Genomic DNA, 24,338 nt, shown 5'->3' with positions numbered 1-24,338 from the left:
CCCCCCTTATAGTAGTGGTGAAAACATTCTGGCCAATGATTCTACGAGTTTTATAAAGAATGAGCGCTTCGCAAACTCTTCTAATACAAGTTCGTGAGACCCTTCAAAATCATGATATAAGTCTTGTTTCAACTGATGGACCGAGTTCGTGTTGTACAGGAGAGCATTTACTTCGAAGTTCAAATGGAAGCTACGAAAATCCATGTTCGCCGTCCCAATCGTGGCAAGTCCGTCATCGACGACGATGACTTTTGAATGCATGAATCCTTCTTCGTATAAATAAATCTTTACCCCAGCCAACAGTAACTCCTCATAATAGGAACGACTCGCATAAAAGACGATTTTATGGTCCGGATAGCTCGGTAAGACGATCCGAACATCGATGCCCGATAAAGATGCTGTCTTCAAAGCACTCATAATGTCCTCATCAGGAATCAGATACGGGGAGGAAATATAGACGGACTTTTTCGCAGCATTGATCAACGAGAAATAAATCGATTTCATCGTCTCGTACGGTTCATCAGGTCCGCTGGCAACGATTTGGACACCTCCGCTCGCGCTTCGTACCGTTTCGAGCGGTTCTAAATAGAATGGCGTGAACAGCCGTTCTCCCGTCATGTAGTACCAGTCTTGTAAAAAGATCAACTGTAACTCGGAAACCCCTTCTCCTCTGACATACAGATGGGTGTCGCGCCAAAAACCAAATTTAGAGTGTTCGCCTAAATACTCATCCCCTACGTTCAAACCACCAGTGAACGCCTCTGTTCCGTCGATGACGACAATTTTTCGATGGTTTCGATAGTTCGTCTTACTCGACACGAGCGGAAGGACGACTGGGAAGAACGCCTGCACTTGGACGCCAGCTTGTTTCATCTCCTCGAAAAACGTACTGCTCGTATGAATGGAACCGACGGCATCATATAAGAATCGAACTTCGACCCCTTTTTTGGCTTTCTCGATTAAAATCCGCTGAATTTCCCGAGAAATACGGTCTTCTCGAAAAATGTAATACTCTAAATGGATGTGCCGTGTCGCGCCTTTCAGAGCGGGCAATAACTTCGAGAATTTTTCACGTCCGTTCGTCAAAATCTGCGTGTACGTATTCGAAGAGACGGGCAATTGGTTCAACGAAGAGGTGAGATGCATCAACTTCTCATAATCATCATGCGCAAACATCAGTGACGGAGAGAGCGTCATCGCTTTTTGCCGATAGGCCAAGTACGTCTCTTCGTCGAGCATCGCCTTCTCTTTGAACATCCGCTTGCGACGATAGTTCTGACCGAACACAAAGTACGCAAATAGCCCGATGACAGGAAAGCCAATCATGACAATCGCCCAGATCAACGTCCGTTGCGGGTTGCGATTTTCAAGCAAAATCACAAGCAAAATACTGAACGTTGTCAAAAAGACGAGAATCGAGAAGAGCCCAATCACTTGTGAGCTCCAGTAATACGATAATATCGCAATGAGTCCTGCGAGCAAAATAAGGGAAAAGAGTACTTGTATGCGTCGCAACATATTATAACCTGACCTCGTTTCTGTCATGTATTATCATTAATTATACATCGTAACGCCAATTTTTTGAGGGGAGCGAATGAATTATGGGGACTTTTCTAATAACAGGCGCAACAAGCGGGATTGGGCGCGCCGTCGCCTTGCAGTTAACCGAGAATGGGCATCGTGTCATCGGAATCGGTCGTGATGAGACACGGGGGGCTTCTCTCGAATCAGATTCGAACGGATTGGCCACGTTCATCCGATGCGACCTCCATTCAGCGGAAGACATCGATCATCTCTTTGGACACTTAAAGGAACAAGGGGTGACGTTACATGGTCTTTTCAACAACGCCGCAACATTTGGTAGACCCGGTACACCGGAGCGTTTGACTCAAGACTCATACAATGAAGTGTTTGACGTCAACCTCTATGCACTGAACACCGTCACACAACGTGCCATCCCTTTGTTTGCTCAAGGCGCGAGTGTCGTCAACAACGCCGCCATCGTCGGACACGTCAAATTCCCACCTATGCTTGCTCATTATGCCGCCTCGAAAGCCGCCGTGGTTGCCTTGACGAAAACGTTCGCACATCGGATGAAAGGAAAGGTTCGATTCAATGCCGTCTGTTTCGGTCCGGTCGATACACCGCTCAGTCATAAACTATACGGTGGAAAAGCAAAATTCAAAGAGGCAATGTCCCATCATTTCCGGGGACATGCCGCCCTACCGGAAGAAGTGGCGCCTGTCGTCGAGTTTTTGTTAACCGATGCCTCAACCTATATAAATGGGCAAGCCATCACGGTCGATGGCGGATATACGCTCTCTTGAACAGAGACCACCTCTTCTTTTGAAAAGGTGGTCTCCTGTCATGTCGTCATCTTTTTAGCTCGCCCTATTTTATTGCGTAAATAGTTCTGTTCTTTCGAATGAAGACGTTCCCAATCAATCACATCTTCAAAATAATCAATCATCTCATCAAATGTCGAATCCAGCGTCTCATGCGCCTGGAGACGCGCCATTCGAATTGCCTCGAACACGGACCCCATCACAAAGATGTCTTTACTCGCGTAAGTCTGCATCGGCGATAGCGATTCAAAAAGAATCGTCTCGAGCGTTTTTCGCTTCACATGCCAATCGGATTTCCCATTCGAGTATAGAAAATCTCCATCCGGCAGTTCGCAGAGCTCCCGTAAAATATCCCCGATGTAATGAATCGCATGAATCGCCGTATTCGGGTCATTGATCCCTGGAGAGATTCCACGTAACGCAATCTCACTCAACTTTTCAATCGCAAATGAAGGGTCTTGCATCGAGGACCGCACTTCACCGATCTCAAATGGCTCGATGTCCGGGGCATCCTCACCTTTCCAAAATCCGAGTAAATCCCCTTTTGCGACAAATTCACCTACGGCTACGACCGATTCAAAGTCTGTTTCATGATCTCCCTGCTTCTCTCTTAAAAATAAGCGGATATACCCCGTCTGCGGCGCCCGTACCGCTTGACCTTCAAACGAATGAACAGAACGTGGTAATACGAGATTCACGTCATCTGACTCGATGGCGTCTTTTTGCTCACTGATTACCGATAGTGCTTCTTTATGTAACGCGGATAACAAACGTTCTGCCTGGATCGAGACACTGATGGTCTGAATGAACTTGACGAACGCCCAAATCGAACCAATGACTAAGAGTACACTGATTCCTGAAGATAATACGACACCATCATCTGCCGTTCGGACGAGGAATAAGTTCGAAATCCCGTAAACGGTCGTCATAATGAAGAGACCAAGCGTATGCTTAGCCGACGTGTTCGTCAAAAAATTATTGATGGTCCGTGGAGAAAACTGAGAAGAATATGTCGTCAACACAACAAGGATTGTCGAAAAACTAAACGTCATCATTGTCATAAGACTCGTGAACGTCGAAGACAGCACGGACGCCGCCGAGTCCAAGTCCAAATAAATAAAGTCCGGTAGTAAATCTCGGAAAAATTCACCGAACAGTTGTGTCAACGCTGTTAACGCGATGCCCCCCATCCCATATAGGAATGGAACGAACCATGCACTATCATCAAGTAGTAGTCGAATTCGTCTCACCATACCAACACCTCTTTACCATTGATTTGAAAAAATCGCCTGTCCGTCTGAACAGGCGATTGATCATTTAGAAGTAATGACGCACTTTCGCGAAGACGTCGCCATCGAGAATGAGTTTACCATACTCTTCAAGCATCGGTTGCGTCTGTGTACTAAATGTTAAATATTCTGCTAGAAGACTGAGTGCGTTCTCTTCGTCTTCAGGCTCCATTTCATCCGGGAAATCAATCCACAAGTAGTAACGGTCTTGATAATGATATAGTTTCAAATCAAGGTCACTGAACGTGTCACCTGCACGCTTACTCAGTGAAATGATCGCCTCGAAATCATCTGTTTCCATTGCGAGTGGCGCCCAAGCATCTGCTTCCGCTTCGAGTTCATCCAACTCACTCAATTGGTCGAGTACCGATTGTTGATCTCGTGCTTCATCAATCGCTGAACGAAGAAGCGAACCGAGTTCAGAATCGTCTTCCGTATCCATCACATTTTTCGCAATTGTCACGGTCACTTCTAGACCTTTTTCAAAAGCTTGGACTTGAATCCACAGTGGACCATCAAACGAGATGTCTTCACGTTCGTGAGCCTCGTCCATCATCTGCCAGAACAGCTGCTCGCCACGTTCTCGGTTGTACCAAATTTCATCACGTGCGAAGCCACGTTTTTCAATGTCCACATATGTGATGAAAAATTTGACGGTATTGTCATTGATGCGCTCAATTTTCACGATTGTCCACTCCCTTCTCACCTCGCTCCCATTTCACATAAGGAGGAGAGGGGAAATTGTCTTGTTATCTTTGTACCCTTTTTGACATCGTTCAATCTAGATGACGGGTTATAACTTTATTTTATAGGAAATAATCGATAATAAAAAGCACACTGCTTAGACAGTATGCTCTCATTCATTCACAAGTCGCTGTGCTTCTTGCAATTGGAACGTTCGAACCTTCCGTGGCAAGAATCGACGAATCTCATCCTCGTTGTATCCGACCTGTAGTCGTTTTTCATCAATCAAAATCGGACGACGTAGTAAGCCCGGATATTCTTGAATCAAATCATACAATTGTTGAAGCGATAACGCATCAACGGATACATCGATTTTAGAAAAGACTTTAGAACGAGTTGAAATAATCTCATCCGTTCCATCTTCTGTCATGCGTAAGATCTGCTTAATCTCATTTAGTGAGAGCGGTTCTGAAAATATGTTTCGTTCTGTAAACGGGATATCGTGTTCTTCGAGCCAAGCTCGTGCCTTTCGGCAAGATGTGCAGCTTGGAGACGTATAAAGTGTGACCATTTTTCTTCCTCCCTGATCGAGTATGCGTCCATCTTTTTAAGTGACTCTATCTGTATACCCAAATTCGCATCCACTTAATTATAATAATTCTTAATTATTAAAACTTCAATGATATTCTTTATCATTCAGATATGAAAAGAGGGCGCATTCGGTGAATGCGACCTTGAATGACCCATCTCAAGATGCCGGGAACCGAGACACTGGTTGAGACACCGTCTCTTTCCCTGGCTTGACTTGCAAGTCTTTCAACTTTTTCTTCAACACTTCTTTCAAAAGTCGTTTTTTCTCTCGTAGAACTTTGTCACGTTCTTTCATGGCCTCTCACCCCCGTACAGCGTAAGCAACCGACCGAGCATTACCGATTCTGAAAATCTTGAACTTGCACTAATCTACAAATAAATTATAGCACATTTGTTTGTGAAATGTGAATCATTCTTACGAGTTCATCATTTCTTTACACGGATATCATTTGCATTACGTACAAAAAACCTGTATAGTTTATAGAAATAACCTTTTTCTATTTAAGGAGGAGAGCGATGATGAGAATCACATTAGAAACCATTATGGGACATCCGGTAACCCAAAAATATTTAACTCGATCAGGATTAAAACATGCTGTAGACGTTTGTGAGCGCGCTCTCGAAATGGCAACGAAACGTGGTCTCGATACAGATCTAGCGACGAAAGCTGCGCTACTTCATGATATCGGTCACTATGAATGGTATACAGAAGGCAAATGGAATTATGACTTATATCGTCAGAACGATATTCATGCGATTAAAGGTGCGGAGCGGGCACATAAATTACTCATTCGTCTCGGGGAAGACCCTGCCCGTGCCAAAGAGATTTCTGTCATGATTCTTTTGCACACCGATTCCTATTTACCACCAAGCCGAATTCAACGGACCCCGCTTCAACAGCTCGTTCATGACGCCGATACGTTCGTAGAGCAACCAGGTGGTCTGCACCATTATGAGACAATGGAAATCGAAGATGCGCTAGCACGCGTCCGTCAAATCGATGCTATCGTTGAACGTCTCTCAAACTTACCACGCATTTCAAACGGATAATCCGTCACCTAGCACATTAGGTGACTTTTTTTTTGCGCTAAAAAAACCCTGACTTCCGCATGAAGTCAGGGTCATCATATTAAACGAGTTGTGCTTTATATGCTTCGTACTCTTCGTCTGTGAGCGAGACATAGTGTCCTGGCTCGACTTCGCGAAGTGGTGGGATACTTGAATCTTCATCCGAACGTCCGACTGGACCTTTCGAAGTTGACTCGTATACGATCCGTTTACGTGTACGTTCATGCTCCGGATCCGGAAGCGGAATCGCTGATAACAGCGATTTCGTGTACGCATGAATCGGGTTCTCATAAAGGCGATCTGCTGTCGCAAGCTCTACGAGGTGACCTTGATACATAACACCGATACGGTCAGAGATGTATTTAACCATCGACAAGTCGTGGGCGATGAACAAATACGTCAAATCGCGATCGCGTTGCAATTCTTTCATCAAGTTGACGACCTGCGCTTGAATCGAAACGTCAAGTGCAGAAATCGGCTCATCGGCGATGATGAAGTCTGGTTCAACCGCAAGGGCACGGGCAATCCCGATACGCTGACGTTGTCCACCCGAGAATTCGTGTGGGTAACGGCTCGCGTGCTCTTTCGTCAAACCAACCGTTTCAAGAAGGTCATACACACGGTTCATACGATCTTCTTTCGTCTTCGCAAGACCGTGAATATCAATCCCTTCTGCGATGATATCCGCAACCGTCATACGCGGGTTAAGCGATGCGTATGGATCTTGGAAAATCATTTGCATAGCACGGTTGAATTTCAACTTGTCAGCTTTTGATTTTTTACCGTGGACGTTTTCGCCTTTGAACACAACGTCGCCGTCAGTCGCGTCATAAAGACCGATGATTGTACGTCCTGTCGTAGACTTCCCACAGCCAGACTCTCCTACGAGTCCGAGCACTTCACCTTTGAAAATATCAAACGAGATTCCGTCGACCGCTTTGACAACGCGGCCACGGCCAATTTTAAAGTGCTGCTTCAGGTTTTTTACTTCGAGTAATTTCTCGCGTTCCATTATTCAGCACCACCTTTCGTAAACGATTTTGCGAACGCACTGTCCGGACGATACTTGAGAGCGAGTTCACGAATCGCACGTGGCGGACTAACCGCTGGTGCTTGTGGGTGTAATAACCAACTAGAAGCAAAGTGTGTATCACTCACCTGGAACATCGGTGGCTCTTTCTCAAAATCAATCTTCATCGCGTATGGGTTACGCGGTGCGAATGCATCCCCTTTTGGAGGATCGAGCAAGTTTGGAGGCGTACCCGGGATTGCCGGTAACGCTTCGTTACGGTCATCTGTCGGACGCGGCATCGAACCAAGAAGTCCCCATGTGTACGGGTGACGTGGCTCGTAGAAGATTTCATCAACCGTTCCTTTTTCAACTAGACGACCTGCATACATAACAGCAACACGGTCAGCCATGTTCGCAACAACGCCAAGGTCGTGCGTGATGAAGATAATCGCTGTACCTGTTTTTTGCTGAATGTCTTTTAATAGTTCAAGAATTTGCGCCTGAATCGTAACATCAAGTGCTGTTGTCGGCTCATCGGCAATCAACACTTTCGGGTTACATGCGAGGGCGATCGCGATAACGATACGCTGACGCATCCCACCAGAGAGTTGGTGTGGGTACTGTTTCAAACGCGCTTCTGGGTTTGGAATCCCTACAAGTGTCAACAATTCGAGCGTACGTTTCTTCGCATCCTCACCTGTCAATCCTTGGTGCTGTTTCAACCCTTCTGCGATTTGTTTGTAAATCGTCATTGTCGGGTTAAGTGATGTCATCGGGTCTTGGAAAATCATTGCGATATCGCGACCACGAATTTTAAGCATTTCTTTTTCCGAAAGTTTCGCCAAGTCTTTCCCTTCGAACATGATTTCTCCGTTCGTGATTTCACCTGGAGGGTTCGGAATGAGACGCATGATCGCCTTCGAAGTAACGGATTTACCTGAACCCGATTCTCCTACGATGGCGAGCGTCTCGCCTTTTTTCAAATCAAACGATACGCCACGAACGGCTTGAACCGTTCCTGCATATGTGTGGAACGAGACCTCTAAATCTCGGACTGATAAAATCGTTTCCATGCACGAGTCCCCCTCTTTCTTTTTTATTTACGCATTTTCGGATCGAACGCATCACGCAAGCCATCGGCAAGCAAGTTGAAGCTGACCATGAGCAAGACGATGATGACCGACGGGATAATAAGAAGGAACGGGAATGTCCGTAGTTCTTTGTATCCATCGTTGATCAACGTACCAAGTGATGCCTGTGGCGGTTGAAGCCCGATCCCGATAAAGCTGAGGAATGCCTCGAAGAAGATGGCAGATGGAATCGTGAACATGAGCGTGATGATAATCGCACCCAATGTGTTTGGAATCAAGTGTTTGAAAATCAATCGCGTACTAGATGCACCAAGTGTGCGAGCTGCCAAGACAAACTCTTGGTTTTTGAGTTTCAAAATCTGACCACGAACGAGTCGACTCATCCCGATCCAACCAGTGATGGCCATGGCGAGGATGATGGTGAATACACCAGGGTCAAAGATTAAGATGAACAAGATGATTAAGATCAAGTTAGGTACACCTGTCAAAATCTCAACAATCCGTTGCATGATGTTATCCGTACGTCCACCGAAGTAAGCTGAGACACCACCGTATGCGACACCAATCAATGTATCGATGATGGCCGCAACGAAACCGATGAAGAGGGAAATACGAGTCCCTTCCCAAATACGTGACCAAAGATCACGACCAAGGTAGTCCGTACCGAACCAGAAGTTCTCTTCTACGTTCTTTTGTTCGTAGAAGTCGATATCGCGACCACCGAGTGTCGCCATCCCATCAAAGCCAGCCCATTCAAGACCTGTGACTTTTGGCGGAAGTTTCGCTTGTGAAATGTTTTGTTCATACGCATCACGAGCCGATAACATCGGTCCGAACAATGCAAGTGCAACGAGAATTAAAATAATTGATAGCGAGATGATGGCCGCTTTGTTTTTCTTTAGGCGCATCCATGCATCTTGCCAGAAGTTTAAACTTTTCCCAGCGATTCGTTCACCAAGCTGTTCATTCATCTCAACAGGTGTGAACATGTCTTGGTCGAACTGTTCGTAATTCTTTTTGTTTTCAATCATCAGTTATTCCCCCCAAGACGAATACGTGGGTCAACAACCCCATAGAGCAAGTCGACAAGCAAAATGATAATAATGAACAATCCTGAGAAGAACAATGTCGTTCCCATGATGACAGAGTAGTCGTTCAACGTGATTGACGTGACGAACAATTCTCCAAGTCCTGGAACAGCGAAGATTTTCTCGATAACGAATGTACCCGTTAAGAGTCCAGCTGTCATCGGTCCAAGGATGGTGATGGCAGGAATCATCGCGTTACGAACCATGTGTTTCCACACGATGGCGTTACCCGTCAACCCTTTCGCTTTCGCAAGCGTGACGTAGTCTTGTCCGGTAACCTCTAACATCTCGGTTCGGACGAAACGGGCAATCGCTGCCGTGACACCGAGTGACAACGAGATTGTTGGTAAGACTGTATGTGCTGGTGTTTCCCAGAATGCAACTGGAAGCAACTGCAATTTAACTCCGACATAGTACTGAAGGAGGGCTGCAAAAACGAACGATGGGACAGAAATCCCGATTACCGATACGAACATTGAACCATAGTCAATGACCGTATTGTGACGAATCGCCGCAACAACACCTAACAATACGCCTACAAGAGTTCCGAGAACTAATGCCTGGAGCCCTAATTGTGCCGAAGGACCAATTCGTTCCATAATCAATTCAGTTACTGGACGGTTCGCCGTACGGAATGAAACGCCAAGGTCACCTTGGAGCATGTTTCCGATGTACGTCGCATAACGGACCGGAAGCGGATCGTTGAGTCCGTAGCGGTCATTCAATAATTGAATTTGTGATTCTGTCAGTTTTTCCTGGTTCTGATACGGTGAACCTGGGAGCAGGTCCATCAGGAAGAACGTGAACGTGGCAATCAAGAAGAACGTGATGAGGCCGTAAGTCAGCCGTTGTAGGATATAACGTCCCATGAATAAAAACCCCCTGTTTTTTCTAATTCTATCTACTACTTGCACCAACAGCTTCACTATGACATATGACCTATTTTTCAAATTCACAAAATGAAAGGAATATTCTGAAAGAATAGCGTATACGTCATCTCAAGGCTCTTAGCACAGCGGCTGAAAACAAAGAATATTCTTTTCAGAGATTATTCTGAATTTTCACTGTTACTACATTATACTTTACCAACAAAACATTTGAACAGTATTTTCTCTTACTTCGGTAGAATTTTTTAGAAAATCGGGGACATGCGGTTCGCATGCCCCCTCATCCCATTACTTGATATCAACGTATTTGTACTGGTAATCAGCACCGAACAGTTGACGGTTAAAGTTTTCGATGTTTGGACGAATCAAGTACGCCACACCAGCTTGATAAATCGGCATGATCGCTTGGTCTTGTTCGATTAAGAGAGCCTCAGCTTCTTTGAACAAGTCATAACGTGCATCGATGTTTGTTTCAGCAGACGCTTCATCAATCAACTGGTCATATTCAGATGACGCATAGTTAATGTCGTTTTGTCCGTTGTCTGATGTGAAGATACCAAGGTTCGTAAGTGGATCTTGGTAGTCAGGTCCCCAAAGTGCGAATGACATTTGGTAGTCACCGTTTGCTTCACGCTCAAGTTTGTTGTTGAAAGGTTGTTGAGCGATTTCAACCGTTACGTTCGGCAAGTTCGACTCAATTTGACCTTTCATATACTCAGAGATTTGTTTTGAAACTTCGCTATCGAACGAGAGGAGTTCGATTGTTGTCGCTTCTCCGCCTGTTGCTTCTTCCCAAAGTGAAGCAGCTTCGTCAGCGTTTGTTTGGAAGTACTCAACACCCTCTGTGTAATCCGTACCGTCTTCATATTTGATGAAGTCTTTTGGAATGAATGATGTTGTTGCAATTGAACCATTGTTCAAGAGTTGGTCGATGATTCCAGTTGGATCGACCGCACGTGCGATTGCTTTACGTGCATTCACATCAGAGAAGATTTCATCTTCGTGGTTGAATTTGAAATATCCGACAGCAGAACGAAGACCTGTGTTGTAATCTTCATCTTCTTGGAAAGCAGCAACTTGTTCTGATGCGAGACCTGCATAGTCAACATCACCAGCTTCATACAAGTTTACGACTGTAGATGTTTCTTTTACGACGCGAACATCAACGGCTTCAAGCGCGACGTTGTCTTTATCCCAGTACGTGTCGTTCTTTGTTAAGACATAACCTTGTTCACGATCCCACTCTGACCATGTAAATGGTCCGTTGTAGAGAAGGTTTTCAGGGTTCGTTGAGAAATCTTCGCCTTTCTCTGTCGCGAATGCTTCATTGATCGGTGTGAATGTACCGAATGAAGTAAGTGAAAGGAATGATGGGTCTGGACGCTCGAGTGTGACTTCGAGTGTTTTCTCATCGATTGCTTTAACGCCAAGCTCTTCTTTCGGTGTGTCACCTGTGTTGATCGCTTCAGCGTTTTTAATTGTGTTCATGATGTATGCATACTGTGAACCTGTTGCAGGATCAACTGCACGTTGCCATGCATACACGAAATCGTTGGCTGTAACTGGCTCTCCGTTTGACCATTCCGCATCACGAAGCGTGAATGTGTACACAGTCTCATCTTCGTTTACTTCTGGTTCGCCTTCAGCGAGAGCAGGTACGGCATTTCCATCTTTATCAAGACGGTAAAGACCTTCCATTGTGTTGGCGATCAAGTTGAATGCGACCGCGTCTGTAGCAAGAGCCGGATCGGCTGTTGTGATGTCTGACGTATCCGTCAAACGAAGAACTTTTTCTCCGTTTGAAGAAGAACCGCCGCCATCAGAGTCTCCGCCTGTCGAACAAGCCGCGAGTACTGAACCGAGTGCCAAGATGATCGTCATCATGAGCAAAATCGATTTTTTCTTCATTGCGATTTCCCCTTTCGTATTAAAAAGCTAGCCATTCGTCGAATGAACATCTTACTTTTTCTTTAATTTTCTGAATATTTCATAAAGTATTCGACGAAAGAACGTTAGGGCTATTGTAAGAAATTTTTAATCAAACTGTCAACTACATAATAAAACGCTATCATCTCATTCGAATTTCATACTCGCATTCTGCCCTACCTTACTAGTATCATAGAAGAAACGCGGAACGGTTGCTCGTTCCCTTTATGGCGTGAAAGGAGATTACATCGTTGAAAAAGTTTCGAAATATATTGATTGTTTGGGGGATTGTCACAATCCTGTACACCGTTTGGTCGATTTTTTCATATTTCCGAAGCGAATCTTTCCTGTTTCATTTGAGCGGCGGTCTATTCGTTTCCGGAATTCTCACGTTTGCGATCGGGATGTTCTCACATATGAGTGCGACAGGATTGTTCGATGGGATCATGTACGGTTTCAAGCGAAGTCGACGTGCAAAACTCAAAGAAATTGATGCGGATTATGAAGAGGATGAAGAAGAAGATCCTGAAGATCGGCAACTCCGTAAGCAATCGGCTTGGAACTGGGTGTTTGTCGGTGTCGGAAGTATCGTTCTTTCGTTTCTCATTGCGTTGATTTAATCTTTTCGGAAGCGACGTCCTATGCTACACTAGATGCAGAATAAGAACACTTGGATGAAGACAAGTAATTCAAATCCCCTTTTCCTCAGAGAGTCTACGGTGCTGCGAGTAGATGAAAAGACTTGAATGAATGGACTTCGGAGTGGCTCGCCTGAACATGAGTATGGCGAGACGGTTCACGCCCGTTACAGCGTTCAAGTGGCATAGTTTATGCAAATTTGGGTGGCACCGCGGTTATTCGTCCCGATTTATTCGGGCGGACGACTGCGGTTTTTTTATATTCTTCGGAGGTGTATACACATGGCAACGATTTTTTCAGGAATCAAACCGACCGGCGTCGTGACGCTCGGGAACTACTTAGGCGCGATGAAACAATTCGTCGATCTTCAAGATGACAACAATGCATATTATTGTATCGTTGATTTGCATTCCATCACCGTACAACTCGACCGTGTCGAGTTAATGAACAACACGCGAAAACTAGCGGCACTTTATCTCGCTTCTGGTCTCGACCCAGAGAAAGCGACAATCTTCGTTCAATCTGAAGTGAAAGCGCACGCTCAGCTCGGATGGATGTTAACATGCATCGCGGGAATGGGTGAGCTCGGTCGCATGACACAATATAAAGATAAATCGCAAGGCAACGAAAATGTTGGGGCCGGATTGTTCGTTTATCCAACACTAATGGCATCTGACATTTTGTTATACAATACGGAACTCGTTCCTGTCGGAGATGACCAAAAACAGCATATCGAATTGACTCGTGATTTGGCGGAACGGTTCAATAAACGTTACTACGAGACGTTCACGATGCCTGAACCACTTATTCAAAAAGAAGGCGCACGCATCATGTCTCTCACAAATCCCGTGAAAAAAATGTCAAAATCCGACACAAACGCCAAAGGATACATTTCAATGCTCGACGAGCCGAATGTCATCCGCAAGAAAATCAAGAGCGCCGTGACTGATTCAAGTGGCGTCATCTCGTTTGATCGTGAGAACAAACCAGGGATTTCAAACTTGTTAGAAATTTATTCACTCTCGACATGTACATCAATCGATGACCTCGTCAAGCAATACGAGAATTCAAATTACGGCACATTTAAACAAGATGTGGCAGAAGCAGTCGTCGCCTTACTCGAACCGATTCAAGCCCGTTACCATGAATTGATCGATTCTCCAGAACTCGATGAGATTCTCGATGCGGGTCGAGCCAAGGCTGAAGCCGTCGCGAATAAAAATCTCACGAAGATTGAAAAAGCAATGGGACTCAGTCGTAAACGTGCCAAAGTTAAAAAATAAACCTATATCAACAGAACTCTCCATGCGAGAGTTCTTTTTTTATAAATAATTGCATAAAAAAGAGAGACAGGCGTCCCTGTCTCTCTTGTAAGCGTGTAATGAAATTATTCTTTGCCTTCGATTGAAGCCCACTTGTAAGAGTAGTCTGCACCGAATGCGTGCTCAACGATACCTTTAACATATGGCTTCGTGAGGCGAGCAGATCCACGTTGGTAAACTGGTGAGATTGCGCTCTCTTCAAGAACGATCTTCTCAGCTTCTTGCATTTGTGTCCAACGTTCAGCTGGATCTGTGCTTGCTTTCGCATCAGCGATGAGTTTATCGAACTCGTCGTTCGACCACTTACCACGGTTGTATGGTCCGTCTGTGACGAAGAGGTCAATGAATGTCATTGGATCTTGATAGTCAGGACCCCAACCAGCGAATGTGAACTCAAACTCTCCTTTGTTCTCAAGGTCAAGTTTGTTGTTGAACGGTTGTTGCTTGATTGAAACGCTCATACCTGGAAGGTTCTTCTCAAGTTCACCTTTGATGAACTCACCGATTTGCTTCGCAGACTCTGAGTCATAGTTGAGGAGTTCAAGCTCAACTGTATCCGTTCCGAGCTCAGAAAGACCTTCTTCCCAAAGCTTTTGAGCTTCTTCCACGTTGTATCCGCCGATGTCGCCATTTCCTTCACGGAAGTCTTTTCCGTCTGGACCTGTTACGAAATCTTTTGGTACGAAGTAGTTAGCAGGGATTGAACCGTTCGCGAGAAGCGTTTCAGCGATGGCAGTTTTGTCATACGCACGGTCAATCGCGTTACGGATTTTTTGGTTGTCAAGCGCTTCCACTGCAGTGTTGAACTGAAGGTAGAAGAGTGTTGGCTCAACGACAGTTGAGAAATCTTCGTTATCTTGATATTGAGCAACGAGCTCAGAAGTCAAGCCTGTGCGGTCAACGTCGCCGTTTTCATACAAGTTAACACCTGTTGAAACTTCTTTAACGACTTTAACGTTGATCTCTTCAAGTTTAACTGTGTCAGCATCCCAATAGTCTTCGTTCTTGACCATTTTCCAGCCTTGCTCGCGCTCCCAGCTGTCGAGTTTGAACGGTCCGTTGTAGAGAGTTGTCTCTGCAGATGTACCGAAGTTCTCGCCTTGCTCTGTATCGAATGACTCAAGTTTTGGCATGAACACGCCGAAGCTTGTCAATCCGAGGAAGTAGTCAGCTGGTGCTGTCAATTTAACTTCAAGCGTTTGATCGTCGATTGCTTTAACGCCTACTGCATCACGCTCGCCTTCGCCAGTGTTGTACGCTTCTGCGCCTTCGATGACTGACATAACGTATGCATATTGTGAAGCGTTATCTGGGTTGAGTACTTCTTTCCAAGCGTATTCGAAGTCGTTCGCTGTGACAGGCTCCCCGTTTGACCAAGTCGCGCCTTCACGAAGTTTGAACGTGTACGTTTTTCCGTCTTCTGAAACTTCGTGAGATTCAGCCATACCTGGAGTTGGCTCATCGTTCTCGTCCATGCGGTAGAGACCTTCGTTAACGTTGTTTAATACGTTGAACGATACAGCGTCCGTTGCGAGCGTTGGGTTAAGTGAAGGAATGTCTGAGCTGTCGAGCAAGTTGAGGACTTGCGCTTCGTCTGCAGAACCTTCCGAACCTGATCCGTTTGAAGACCCTGTGTCTTCATCCCCTGTCGAACATGCAGCTAGGAAAGCACTTGAAAGAAGTGTAACCGAAGATGCTAAAGCAAAACCTTTTTTCTTATTCATTGCGATGACCCCCTGATTTTTTCGTTTTAACGAAGTGAATGATGGTAGAAAATTCAGTCATTTCTTCTGACAGTATTTGTTACCAAAATCCCGTTGATGCAATAATACAATATTCTGATAATTTTGCAAAGTGTTTATTTTGATTTTTCTAAAAAATTTTCTCTATAGTCAAAAAGCCCGCCTAGAGCGGCGGGCCTTTAGCTCAATTTTCGTATTTTTTTCGAAAAGGTTAGGACATATGAAGGACCGATGACCGGATAACCAATCTGATCGTATCCTTTTTCAACCAAATAAGAACGCCCTGCTTGATAGATTGGCATAACAACCGCCTCTTCTAACAGCTTCGCTTCCGCGTTTCGTAAAATGATATTACGTTCGTCCAAACTCTCGGTGGAGCGGGCTTGATCCATCAATTGATCGTATGACTCATTTGCATAACGACTTGAGTTGAGTACATCATCAGACTCGAATTGCGTCAAATAGGCAGATAGCATCGGGTAGTCGGGTTGCCATCCAGATAACGAAAAGGAATAATTTCCTGAGACTTCTTTCCTAACTTTATCTCCAAGTGGAAGCTCTACAACCGTGACGGTCAACCCGTCCAACTGTTCCAAATTCTCTTTTAATCTTGTCGAAATTTCACGTGCTTCCTCATCGACAAAGCTAAGCAATTCAATCTCGATGGTTTCTGTTTTTAAGCGTTTTTTCACAGTTTCAAATAATTGGTTGGCATCACCTTCCAACTCTGCAACCGAATCCTCCTCATCCATGACGAGAAGTCGTTCCGTCGTTTGTTCCGCTCGTGCAAGCGATTCTTCGAGTGCCGTCCGCTCAAGTGTCAGGGCGAGGGCTTTTCGAAATGCAACATCATTGAATGGTGCTTTTTCAACATTCGGTTTTAAATAAAACACCCCACTTCGCGGAACGTCTTTAATATTCATGACTTCCTCATCAATGGTAGAAGTGTCGAAGTCATAAGGAATCGGATGCATCCCTGACGTCGCAGTCAGATTTGATTCACTTTGGATGGTGATTGTTTCAAGCGTAACGTTGTCGACTTCTCGATACGTTTCGTTTTTATGTATCGAGATGCTTGTATCATCCATTCGATCAAATTTAAATGGACCGTTTGTTTCTAACTCATCCCATGATGTCACGGATGGTTGTGGCAAAAACGCTGGCATAGCGAAAACTTCTTCGAATCCTTCCATCGGTCGGATGAGGGTGATCTCGAGCGTTCGCTCATCGATTGCTCGAACACCTAACGTATCCGGTTCTTGTTGCCCGAGTCCGATTTCTTTCGCAGATTGGACATCCGCAAGTAAAAAACTGAATGGTGAGTTCGTCTCGTCATCGACGAGTTTACGGAAATGGCCGACGAACGTCTGCGCGGTAACTGCATTCCCTTCTGTCGTCATACTCTCTTTCAATGTGAACGTATAGACCGTTCCATCTTCAGATCGTTCTAACTTCTCGACGAGTCCTGGTTCAATCGCTCCATCTGCGCCGAACCGATAGAGTCCTTCATATAGATGTGACAATACCGTTTGGGATGCCGGGTCAATCGCGAGCATGACGTCCGGTTGAGTCGGAAGGGATTCCCCATGAATCGTAATGGTTTGTTCTTCTGGTGGTAGTAGTTCACGTGACTGCTCTCGTTGTTCGTTCCAAATGAATAAAAAAAGGATAAGGACTGAACCTAACAAGGCGGCCACGATGAATGATTTCTTGTTCATTCGTTGCACTCCTTTCTGTTAGACCAACCCTTATACCCTAACCTTTTTTGAATGATTTTTCTACCGTCAGTTCGTCACTTTCGCAAATGCGAGTGTCGCATTGTGGCCCCCGAAGCCAAGTGAGTTACTGAGTGCATACTGAATGTCAAGTTCCCGATTTCCTTCACGTACATAATCAAGGTCGCAATCTGCTGCAGGTGATTCACAGTTGATCGTCGGATGAATCTTCCCTTCATGAATCGAAAGAGCTGTGATGACTGCCTCGACGCCACCTGCTCCTCCGAGAAGATGACCAATCATCGATTTCGACGAGTTGACCGCGAGTTTGTCGGCGTGTTCCCCGAACACACGACGAATCGCTTTCGTCTCAAGCATATCGTTGAGCGGTGTGCTCGTGCCGTGTGCGTTGATGTATTGAACGTCTTCCGGCTTGATTCCCGCATCGCGAATCGCCTCACTCATCGCTTTTGACCCGCCTTCTGCTTCTGGTGACGGAGCAGTGATGTGATAAGCGTCTGAACTCATCCCGTATCCGACGACTTCTGCATACATTTTCGCTCCACGTGCCTTCGCATGTTCGTACTCTTCTAATACGAGTACGCCAGCGCCTTCACCCATGACAAACCCATCGCGGTTCTCGTCGAATGGACGGCACGCTGTATTCGGGTCCGGATTCGTCGAAAGTGCTTTGTTCGAACAAAAGCCAGCGAACGAAAGTGGTGTAATCGGCGCTTCCGCTCCACCGGCGAACATGGCAATCGCATCTCCCCGTTGAATGACGCGGAACGCTTCTCCGATTGAGTTCGTCCCTGATGCACATGCAGTCACGGAACAGTTACTTGGCCCTTTAGCCCCGAGGTAGATCGACACTTGTCCGCTCGCCATGTTCGGAATCATCATTGGAATGAAGAACGGGCTTACACGACGCGGTCCACGGTCATGAAGGATGGCTGACTGCTTGTCGATTGTTTCAACGCCACCAATTCCGCTTCCGATCCACGTTCCGACTTCATCGGCAATCGCTTTGACATCGAGTCCGCTGTCTTTATGGGCAGCGTCTGCCGCCAAAAGTGAGTATTGGATGAACGAATCCATTTTACGCGCTTCTTTTGGTTCGACTAAGTGTTCGATGTTCCACTCTTTTACTTCCGCTCCGACTTTTGCCGGATATTGGCTGATGTCGATTTTCGTCAACGTATCGATTGCGTTGTCCCCTTTTAAAAGACGATCCCACATTGTCGACACGTCGTTTCCTAACGGTGATACGACTCCTAATCCTGTCACTACTACTCGTTTCATGAATGATTCCCCTCCGTAATTGTTGCATGATTCCATGTCAGACAGCTTGCACCCCACGTGAGTCCAGCTCCGAAACCTGCGATGACGATTGTTTGTCCGTCTTGGATTTTACCAGATTTGACGGCTTCCGCTAAGGCGAGCGGAATGGATGCCGCCGATGTATTCGCATGGTCTTGAATGGTCATGACGACTTTCTCTTCTTCTAAATCTAAACGTTCCATCGCCGCATCGATGATTCGACGATTCGCTTGGTGTGGCACAAGGACGTCGAGGTCGTTCAACGACTTATCGGCCTTGTTTAACGATTCGAGCACGATCTCCGGCATTTTCCGTACGGCGAACTTAAACACTTCGCGACCGTTCATGACGATCTTTCCTTCATCGTTTTCGTACAAGTGCTTGCCACCTGTACCGTCACTTCCAAGTACGATGGAGTCGATTGAAGCGATCTCGTCTTCCCCGAGTACGACAGCTCCAGCTCCGTCTCCGAATAGGACAGCTGTCGACCGGTCATCCCAGTCAATCAAACTTCCCATCTTCTCTGCTCCGATGACGAGCGTTTTCTTGAAGCCTTTCGAGTCCATAAGGCTTTTCGCTGTATCCATTGCGAAGATAAATCCACTACATGCTGCACTGACGTCGAATGCCACAGCGGCTTTCGCGCCAAGATTCGCCTGAACCACGCAGGCGGTTGCCGGGAAGGCTGGCGCAGTCGCCGTCGCACAGACAATCGCCTCGATCTCATCGATGCTGACCCCAGCGCTCTGTAACGCCCGTTCTGCAGCACGTGTCGCCATATCCGAGACTGATACGTCACTTTCTGCTAAATGTCGCGCCTCGATGCCTGTACGCGTACGAATCCACTCATCGCTCGTATCCATTCGTTTTTCTAAATCGATATTTGTCACCCGATTGTTCGGTAAGAACGATCCGATGCCGATGATTCCAATATTCATATCGTCGACCCCTATTCTTAGTATCTGGTACTAATATAAGGGAATAAAAAGAGGATGTCAATGCATCCTCCTCATGATCAATCGATTAAGCTTGTTCGAGACGTTTCGTGACAGCCATGACCATCTTCGCAGAGTTGATCGACGCCGTTTCTAAAAATTCATCAAACGATAAGTTCGCCTCTTCGTCTGCGCTGTCTGAAATCGAGCGTGTGACGACGAACGGGACACCGAACTGGTAACACGTTTGCGCGATTGGAGCAGCTTCCATCTCGACGGCAGCGACGCCATCGAAATGCCCAAGGATGTCTGCTACGCGTTTCGAGTCGTTGATGAACGAATCTCCCGTTACGATCAATCCTTGATGCACGTTCACGTCCGGTAAGTTTTCAATCACATCTTTACAGACGCTGACGAGCTTTGGATCGGCTTCATATGCTGGTGGCATCCCTGGTACTTGTCCGTACTCATAACCGAATGCTGTCACGTCGACATCGTGGTGACGTACTTCTGTTGAGACGACGACGTCACCGACTTTCATCCCTTTTTTAAATCCGCCGGCAGAACCCGTATTGATCACGACGTCCGGTTTGAACTTATCAATCAAGAGTGTCGTCCCGATGGCGGCATTGACTTTCCCGATGCCTGACTTCAAGATGACGACTAGCATGTTTCCAAGATATCCTTCATAAAAATGATAGCTTGCGATTTCTGTATCTTTACGTTCAGTTAGTTCGTTCCGAAGTAAATTCACTTCTTCTTCCATCGCACCGATGATTCCAACTTTCATTCCGATTCCTCCTCAGAAAGAGAGCGACTTCCAAGATGGAGGTCGCTCAACAACTTATTTGATTTCTTTGATTTCGACAATCATGTCGCCACCTGGTGTTTGAACCGTGACCACATCTCCAATCGTACGGCCAAGAAGCGCTTTCGCGATTGGTGATTCGTTCGAGATTTTCCCTGTGAACGGGTCTGCCTCGGCACCACCGACGATTGTGTATGTCTCGTCTTCGTTATCTTCTTGGATGAAGAACGTTACCGTTTTCCCGATTGAGACAACCGAGTTATCTCCTGCATCATCTTGAATGATGACTGCGTTGCGGAGCATTTCTTCTAATTGTGCGATTCGTCCTTCGACCATCGCTTGTTCTTCTTTCGCCGCGTCGTATTCCGCGTTTTCTGATAAGTCACCGAAATCACGAGCAATCTTAATATTTTCAACGACTTCTTTACGGCGGACCGTCTTCAGTTCGTTTAATTCATTCTCGATCTTCGCTTTTCCGTCTAACGTCATATAGTGTTGTTTTTCAGCCATTTCTGTCACTCCTTCATTGTCTCCTAGTATATTACAGCTAGGGTAAATTGAAAACGATTTATTTCCTCACGCGCGATTACGCTCAGTGAGCACCCAACGGATCTTCGTCACGAGTAAATCGATTGCGACAAAGTTTTCTCCGCCTTCAGGAACGATGATATCCGCATACCGCTTCGTCGGCTCGCAGAACTGCAAATGCATCGGTCGAACGACATTCGTGTATTGTGCCACGACTGAATCAATCGAACGTCCACGTTCATTGATATCCCGCTGCATGCGGCGCAGGATGCGAACGTCAGCATCCGTATCCACGAACACCTTAATATCCATCAATTCACGCAAACGGGCATCTTCAAGTGCTAAAATCCCCTCAACGATGACGACATCGACCGGTTCGATCAAAATCGTCTCATCAGAGCGCGTATGGGCCGCGTAGTCATATACCGGCTTCTCGACAGCCTGATGTTGTTGCAATTGTTGGATATGTTCAATTAGCAAATCGTTATCAAAGGCGAAGGGGTGGTCGTAGTTTGTCTTGTACCGCTCCTCCATCGTCATTTCAGATTGATCTTTATAATACGCGTCTTGTTCAATCATGACGACCGATTGACCTTTAAACGCATCGACGAGCGCACGGGCCACGGTCGTTTTTCCAGATCCGGTACCCCCGGCCACGCCAATAATGACGGGTTTATGTTGCATCAAAGTTAAGTCCTCCTCATCGTAATTTACGACTGATTGCTAGGCCATCACCAAGGGGCAAAATTGCAGTATGATAATCGGTCCGTGCCATCAATTGCTCAGTAAACTGCTTCACGAGACGGACAAGTCGGCGTCGACGTCGGTCCAATACTGACACGTCCTCGAGCAAGACGTCCCCTCGTAAAAACAAATTATCGCTGTAAATCGTACCACCAATTGGTACTAAAGCGCCATACCCATCAAAAAATTTTTGATATTGTCCTTTTGCCGCATCAATAAACACGGCATCGAACTTACCTTCAATCGAACCAATCAATTCAACGGCGTCACCGTGAATCAATGTGATGCGATCGCGAACATCAGAACGTCCGATAAAACCAGTCGCCTCTTCGAATCGACGAGCATTTCGTTCAATCGTGACGATTTCGGCATCTGGTAACAACTCTGCCATACGGATTGCACTGTAGCCAATTGCCGTCCCCACCTCAAGGATGCGGGTCGGTCGCTGCATCGCCAACAAAGAGAGAAGTACTTCAGAGCCCGTCAAGTCCATGATTGGGACGTGATGTTCTCGCGCAAATGCCTCCATCTCTGTTAGTAGCGGAGAGCGGTCATTAATCAATTGTTCTACATATCCCTCATAGGATGCATGGTCCACTCGTTCCACCTCTTAACTCTTTTCATTCAAACGACCGGAAGCATCCGCTTCCGGTCGTCCCATCAATTACTGTTCGCTTCTTCAAACGCTTCCCATTCGGAACGGTACGTATTGACGTTTTGTTGATGGTCCTCATAATTGACTTCGAACAAGACTTCTCCATTCGGGAAACCTTCACGTGGAGGGCGTGCATAGAAGTAAATGTTCTCTGTGTCGTTCGGGTTGAGTACCGCCTCAAACGCGTCGCGACTGACAGCCGCGATTGGACCGATTGGAATCCCTTCATAACGGTACGTGTTATATAAGGAATCGTTCTCCAAATCTGCGAATGAAGTGAAAATCGATGTCTCCCCCGTGCCGTACCAGACGGTCGGGTCAGACTGTAATTTCATGCCGTCGTTCAGGCGATTTTCAAAGACACCGGCAATCTCTTTCCGGTCTTCCGTCGAAACAGCCTCTTTCTCGACAACCGATGCGAGCGCGAGCGTCTCATGGAAGGTACGTCCTGAATCGGCCAAACGACCTTTGTACTCTTGATACATACTTTCAGTCGGGAGTAGCATCTCATCGATAATTTCAGTGAGTGTTACCCCTTTGTTGAATTCATATGTTGCTGGGAACAGGTATCCTTCAAGCGGATGATAAATGCCTTCCTGCAATACTTCCTCCGTCAACATCTCATGCTCGTTCACGAGCGAACTGATATATTCACGGTCACTCAATTGTTCGGAAATCTCTTCTTTCGGAATATCGGCCTCTTTCGCAAGTCGCGCGATGACCTGGTCGATTGTGAACCCTTCCGGAATGACGAGCTTGATATCAGGAACCACAATGACTTTACCTGTTTGCAACGTTTCAATCAACTCATCGATTGATTGAGATGGTGACAACGTATACGTCCCCGCTTGGAACGATGACTCGTTTTTAAAGCGTGTATAGAAACGGAAAATCGTGCTACTCCTTACAAGCCCATTCTCTTCTAGTAATTCACCAATGTATCCCGAACCGGCACCGAGTGGGACTTCGACCTCAACGGTTTCCGTCGATGTCGGATCAATCGGTTCGACGGAGCGCTTCACGAAGACGTAAGCGAGTGCCGAGCCTGTGGCGATGACGAGAAGGAAGATGGCAAGGATGACAACCGTGATGCGACGAACAATCCGGTTGCGGGCACGTTTCTCATCTGACATAGATGGATGATTCATGCATTTCTCCCCTGTTCATTTTATAAAGAGAGGCGACGAGGGAAATCCCTAGCCGCCTGTCCCCTATTTAGTCTAGACCGACTTCGTCATTGACGATATCGAATGCTTCCATGACCTCTTCGAAGTCTTCATCGTCTTCGACGAGCTTCAAGATGAATTCGCCATCTTCAAGTTCTTCAATTTCAAATGCGTATACTTCGATTGTGTCTTCATCTTCTGTTTCCGGAGCGCCGACTGGTTCGAGTACAACGAATGTTTTCTTCGAACGGTCGCTTGTCATACGGAAAATTTCTGCAAATAAATGCTCGTCTCCATTTTCATCTGGAATACGGTACATTTCTTCTTCACGACGGATTTCTGCCATGAGAGATTCCTCCTTATTTCCCGGAACGGTCCAGGTAGTTTTGTAAAATCATCACGGCCGCCATTTTGTCGATGACCGCTTTTCTCTTTTTGCGGCTGACATCTGCTGAAATGAGCATCCGTTCCGCTTGCATCGTCGTTAATCGTTCATCCACCAACACGCAAGGTAAGCCTGTCTGTTCGGTGAACGCCTCGGCAAACGCCTCTGACGCCTCACCGCGCGGACCAACTGTTCCATTCATGTTTTTCGGGTGACCGACGACAACTTCTTTCACATCGTACTGCTCGATAAACGGACGAAGGAGACGGACGGCTTCGTCAAAGTCGGGTTCGGTCCAATAGACCGTCTCCACACCTTGTGCCGTCCATCCCATCAGGTCACTCACCGCGACACCAATTGTCTTCGATCCGACATCGAGTCCCATGACTCGCTTCATA

The 24,338-nt window shown here is 46.2% G+C and carries 25 protein-coding genes and 1 other annotated feature; of the genes, 4 read left to right on the top strand and 21 right to left on the bottom strand.

Annotated elements, in window-relative coordinates; genetic code table 11:
• Positions 1 to 6: 6 nt before the first annotated feature.
• Positions 7 to 1,518, bottom strand: a complete 1,512-nt coding sequence (cls, locus tag KNO86_RS09295) for a cardiolipin synthase (protein ID WP_214695480.1) — start codon at positions 1,516 to 1,518, stop codon at positions 7 to 9.
• 83 nt (positions 1,519 to 1,601) lie between these two features.
• On the opposite strand from cls, the gene KNO86_RS09290 reads away from it, so the two are divergent.
• Entirely contained in the window at positions 1,602 to 2,327 is a 726-nt protein-coding gene (locus KNO86_RS09290) for an SDR family NAD(P)-dependent oxidoreductase (RefSeq protein WP_214695478.1), read from the top strand.
• A gap of 38 nt (positions 2,328 to 2,365) precedes the next feature.
• Here KNO86_RS09290 and KNO86_RS09285 read toward each other — a convergent pair whose 3' ends face one another.
• The 4 genes from KNO86_RS09285 to KNO86_RS09270 form a co-directional block, all read right to left on the bottom strand.
• Positions 2,366 to 3,598, bottom strand: coding sequence for a DUF2254 domain-containing protein (locus KNO86_RS09285; protein ID WP_214695476.1), 1,233 nt, complete (start codon positions 3,596 to 3,598; stop codon positions 2,366 to 2,368).
• Positions 3,599 to 3,662: 64 nt separating this feature from the next.
• The gene (gene mecA, locus KNO86_RS09280; RefSeq protein ID WP_214695474.1) at positions 3,663 to 4,319 is read right to left on the bottom strand and encodes an adaptor protein MecA; all 657 of its coding nucleotides are present in this window, start codon (positions 4,317 to 4,319) and stop codon (positions 3,663 to 3,665) included.
• A gap of 171 nt (positions 4,320 to 4,490) precedes the next feature.
• Positions 4,491 to 4,889, bottom strand: coding sequence for a transcriptional regulator SpxA (gene spxA / locus KNO86_RS09275; protein WP_015881217.1), 399 nt, complete (start codon positions 4,887 to 4,889; stop codon positions 4,491 to 4,493).
• Positions 4,890 to 5,066: 177 nt separating this feature from the next.
• Positions 5,067 to 5,204, bottom strand: coding sequence for a hypothetical protein (locus KNO86_RS09270; RefSeq protein WP_214695472.1), 138 nt, complete (start codon positions 5,202 to 5,204; stop codon positions 5,067 to 5,069).
• 221 nt (positions 5,205 to 5,425) lie between these two features.
• On the opposite strand from KNO86_RS09270, the gene KNO86_RS09265 reads away from it, so the two are divergent.
• Complete coding sequence (locus KNO86_RS09265) at positions 5,426 to 5,959, top strand: HD domain-containing protein (RefSeq protein ID WP_074035089.1); 534 nt, start codon at positions 5,426 to 5,428, stop codon at positions 5,957 to 5,959.
• Between the two features lie 79 nt (positions 5,960 to 6,038).
• Here the strand turns inward: KNO86_RS09265 and KNO86_RS09260 are convergent, their stop codons facing one another.
• The 5 genes from KNO86_RS09260 to KNO86_RS09240 all read right to left on the bottom strand — a co-directional run bounded on the left by KNO86_RS09260 (position 6,039) and on the right by KNO86_RS09240 (position 11,963).
• Positions 6,039 to 6,989 carry an ABC transporter ATP-binding protein gene (locus KNO86_RS09260; RefSeq protein ID WP_074035095.1) on the bottom strand — a complete coding sequence of 317 codons (951 nt, stop codon included), beginning with the start codon at positions 6,987 to 6,989 and terminating at the stop codon, positions 6,039 to 6,041.
• On the bottom strand, positions 6,989 to 8,062 hold the full coding sequence (locus tag KNO86_RS09255) for an ABC transporter ATP-binding protein (RefSeq protein WP_214695470.1): 1,074 nt from the start codon (positions 8,060 to 8,062) through the stop codon (positions 6,989 to 6,991). Before KNO86_RS09255 ends, KNO86_RS09260 begins: the two co-directional genes overlap by 1 nt.
• A gap of 23 nt (positions 8,063 to 8,085) precedes the next feature.
• Positions 8,086 to 9,111, bottom strand: a complete 1,026-nt coding sequence (opp3C, locus tag KNO86_RS09250; RefSeq protein ID WP_412093968.1) for an oligopeptide ABC transporter permease — start codon at positions 9,109 to 9,111, stop codon at positions 8,086 to 8,088.
• The gene (gene opp3b, locus KNO86_RS09245; protein ID WP_214695468.1) at positions 9,111 to 10,037 is read right to left on the bottom strand and encodes an oligopeptide ABC transporter permease; all 927 of its coding nucleotides are present in this window, start codon (positions 10,035 to 10,037) and stop codon (positions 9,111 to 9,113) included. Before opp3b ends, opp3C begins: the two co-directional genes overlap by 1 nt.
• Before the next feature lie 306 nt (positions 10,038 to 10,343).
• On the bottom strand, positions 10,344 to 11,963 hold the full coding sequence (locus tag KNO86_RS09240; protein ID WP_214695466.1) for a peptide ABC transporter substrate-binding protein: 1,620 nt from the start codon (positions 11,961 to 11,963) through the stop codon (positions 10,344 to 10,346).
• Between the two features lie 269 nt (positions 11,964 to 12,232).
• On the opposite strand from KNO86_RS09240, the gene KNO86_RS09235 reads away from it, so the two are divergent.
• The gene (locus KNO86_RS09235; RefSeq protein WP_214695464.1) at positions 12,233 to 12,601 is read left to right on the top strand and encodes a DUF3899 domain-containing protein; all 369 of its coding nucleotides are present in this window, start codon (positions 12,233 to 12,235) and stop codon (positions 12,599 to 12,601) included.
• A gap of 42 nt (positions 12,602 to 12,643) precedes the next feature.
• Positions 12,644 to 12,850: a binding site (T-box leader), on the top strand.
• A gap of 51 nt (positions 12,851 to 12,901) precedes the next feature.
• A complete protein-coding gene (gene trpS, locus KNO86_RS09230; RefSeq protein ID WP_214695462.1) occupies positions 12,902 to 13,903 on the top strand; it encodes a tryptophan--tRNA ligase in 1,002 nt (333 codons plus the stop codon).
• Positions 13,904 to 14,007: 104 nt separating this feature from the next.
• Here trpS and KNO86_RS09225 read toward each other — a convergent pair whose 3' ends face one another.
• The 11 genes from KNO86_RS09225 to ruvX all read right to left on the bottom strand — a co-directional run bounded on the left by KNO86_RS09225 (position 14,008) and on the right by ruvX (position 24,337).
• Entirely contained in the window at positions 14,008 to 15,666 is a 1,659-nt protein-coding gene (locus KNO86_RS09225; protein WP_214695461.1) for a peptide ABC transporter substrate-binding protein, read from the bottom strand.
• Between the two features lie 197 nt (positions 15,667 to 15,863).
• Positions 15,864 to 17,402, bottom strand: coding sequence for a peptide ABC transporter substrate-binding protein (locus KNO86_RS09220; RefSeq protein ID WP_214695454.1), 1,539 nt, complete (start codon positions 17,400 to 17,402; stop codon positions 15,864 to 15,866).
• Positions 17,403 to 17,468: 66 nt separating this feature from the next.
• A complete protein-coding gene (gene fabF / locus KNO86_RS09215; RefSeq protein WP_214695452.1) occupies positions 17,469 to 18,701 on the bottom strand; it encodes a beta-ketoacyl-ACP synthase II in 1,233 nt (410 codons plus the stop codon).
• A complete protein-coding gene (locus tag KNO86_RS09210; RefSeq protein ID WP_214695450.1) occupies positions 18,698 to 19,657 on the bottom strand; it encodes a beta-ketoacyl-ACP synthase III in 960 nt (319 codons plus the stop codon). The genes fabF and KNO86_RS09210 overlap by 4 nt, the downstream gene beginning before the upstream one ends.
• An 85-nt stretch (positions 19,658 to 19,742) precedes the next feature.
• Positions 19,743 to 20,444 (bottom strand): 5'-methylthioadenosine/S-adenosylhomocysteine nucleosidase, encoded by a 702-nt coding sequence (gene mtnN, locus KNO86_RS09205; RefSeq protein WP_214695448.1) that lies wholly within the window; start codon positions 20,442 to 20,444, stop codon positions 19,743 to 19,745.
• Positions 20,445 to 20,498: 54 nt separating this feature from the next.
• On the bottom strand, positions 20,499 to 20,972 hold the full coding sequence (gene greA / locus KNO86_RS09200) for a transcription elongation factor GreA (protein ID WP_074035127.1): 474 nt from the start codon (positions 20,970 to 20,972) through the stop codon (positions 20,499 to 20,501).
• Between the two features lie 66 nt (positions 20,973 to 21,038).
• A complete protein-coding gene (udk, locus tag KNO86_RS09195; protein WP_074035132.1) occupies positions 21,039 to 21,674 on the bottom strand; it encodes a uridine kinase in 636 nt (211 codons plus the stop codon).
• A gap of 16 nt (positions 21,675 to 21,690) precedes the next feature.
• Positions 21,691 to 22,332 carry an O-methyltransferase gene (locus KNO86_RS09190; protein ID WP_214695438.1) on the bottom strand — a complete coding sequence of 214 codons (642 nt, stop codon included), beginning with the start codon at positions 22,330 to 22,332 and terminating at the stop codon, positions 21,691 to 21,693.
• Between the two features lie 62 nt (positions 22,333 to 22,394).
• Positions 22,395 to 23,537, bottom strand: a complete 1,143-nt coding sequence (mltG, locus tag KNO86_RS09185) for an endolytic transglycosylase MltG (RefSeq protein WP_214695437.1) — start codon at positions 23,535 to 23,537, stop codon at positions 22,395 to 22,397.
• A gap of 67 nt (positions 23,538 to 23,604) precedes the next feature.
• A complete protein-coding gene (locus KNO86_RS09180) occupies positions 23,605 to 23,901 on the bottom strand; it encodes a DUF1292 domain-containing protein (RefSeq protein ID WP_078146594.1) in 297 nt (98 codons plus the stop codon).
• 13 nt (positions 23,902 to 23,914) lie between these two features.
• The gene (ruvX, locus tag KNO86_RS09175) at positions 23,915 to 24,337 is read right to left on the bottom strand and encodes a Holliday junction resolvase RuvX (RefSeq protein WP_015881197.1); all 423 of its coding nucleotides are present in this window, start codon (positions 24,335 to 24,337) and stop codon (positions 23,915 to 23,917) included.
• Position 24,338 lies beyond the last annotated feature (1 nt).

Origin of the sequence: Exiguobacterium sp. s160, assembly GCF_018617575.1 — a bacterium.
Classification (GTDB): Bacteria; Bacillota; Bacilli; order Exiguobacteriales; family Exiguobacteriaceae; genus Exiguobacterium; species Exiguobacterium aestuarii_A.
The sequence above is the reverse complement of the archived record's forward strand: the minus strand, read 5'-3'. Positions and strand labels throughout refer to the sequence as shown.

Bases quoted from the DNA above. Each gene is read 5' to 3' on its own strand.
- cls (WP_214695480.1), bottom strand. From the start codon at position 1,518: ATGTTGCGACGCATACAAGTACTCTTTTCCCTTATTTTGCTCGCAGGA.
- KNO86_RS09260 (WP_074035095.1), bottom strand. From the start codon at position 6,989: ATGGAACGCGAGAAATTACTCGAAGTAAAAAACCTGAAGCAGCACTTT.
- mtnN (WP_214695448.1), bottom strand. From the start codon at position 20,444: ATGAAAGTTGGAATCATCGGTGCGATGGAAGAAGAAGTGAATTTACTT.
- KNO86_RS09210 (WP_214695450.1), bottom strand. From the start codon at position 19,657: ATGAATATTGGAATCATCGGCATCGGATCGTTCTTACCGAACAATCGG.
- KNO86_RS09285 (WP_214695476.1), bottom strand. From the start codon at position 3,598: ATGGTGAGACGAATTCGACTACTACTTGATGATAGTGCATGGTTCGTT.
- opp3b (WP_214695468.1), bottom strand. From the start codon at position 10,037: ATGGGACGTTATATCCTACAACGGCTGACTTACGGCCTCATCACGTTC.
- greA (WP_074035127.1), bottom strand. From the start codon at position 20,972: ATGGCTGAAAAACAACACTATATGACGTTAGACGGAAAAGCGAAGATC.
- ruvX (WP_015881197.1), bottom strand. From the start codon at position 24,337: ATGAAGCGAGTCATGGGACTCGATGTCGGATCGAAGACAATTGGTGTC.
- spxA (WP_015881217.1), bottom strand. From the start codon at position 4,889: ATGGTCACACTTTATACGTCTCCAAGCTGCACATCTTGCCGAAAGGCA.
- KNO86_RS09225 (WP_214695461.1), bottom strand. From the start codon at position 15,666: ATGAATAAGAAAAAAGGTTTTGCTTTAGCATCTTCGGTTACACTTCTT.
- KNO86_RS09265 (WP_074035089.1), top strand. From the start codon at position 5,426: ATGATGAGAATCACATTAGAAACCATTATGGGACATCCGGTAACCCAA.
- KNO86_RS09290 (WP_214695478.1), top strand. From the start codon at position 1,602: ATGGGGACTTTTCTAATAACAGGCGCAACAAGCGGGATTGGGCGCGCC.
- KNO86_RS09240 (WP_214695466.1), bottom strand. From the start codon at position 11,963: ATGAAGAAAAAATCGATTTTGCTCATGATGACGATCATCTTGGCACTC.
- mltG (WP_214695437.1), bottom strand. From the start codon at position 23,537: ATGAATCATCCATCTATGTCAGATGAGAAACGTGCCCGCAACCGGATT.
- fabF (WP_214695452.1), bottom strand. From the start codon at position 18,701: ATGAAACGAGTAGTAGTGACAGGATTAGGAGTCGTATCACCGTTAGGA.
- KNO86_RS09220 (WP_214695454.1), bottom strand. From the start codon at position 17,402: ATGAACAAGAAATCATTCATCGTGGCCGCCTTGTTAGGTTCAGTCCTT.
- opp3C (WP_412093968.1), bottom strand. From the start codon at position 9,111: ATGATTGAAAACAAAAAGAATTACGAACAGTTCGACCAAGACATGTTC.
- trpS (WP_214695462.1), top strand. From the start codon at position 12,902: ATGGCAACGATTTTTTCAGGAATCAAACCGACCGGCGTCGTGACGCTC.
- KNO86_RS09180 (WP_078146594.1), bottom strand. From the start codon at position 23,901: ATGGCAGAAATCCGTCGTGAAGAAGAAATGTACCGTATTCCAGATGAA.
- KNO86_RS09255 (WP_214695470.1), bottom strand. From the start codon at position 8,062: ATGGAAACGATTTTATCAGTCCGAGATTTAGAGGTCTCGTTCCACACA.
- udk (WP_074035132.1), bottom strand. From the start codon at position 21,674: ATGCAACATAAACCCGTCATTATTGGCGTGGCCGGGGGTACCGGATCT.
- KNO86_RS09270 (WP_214695472.1), bottom strand. From the start codon at position 5,204: ATGAAAGAACGTGACAAAGTTCTACGAGAGAAAAAACGACTTTTGAAA.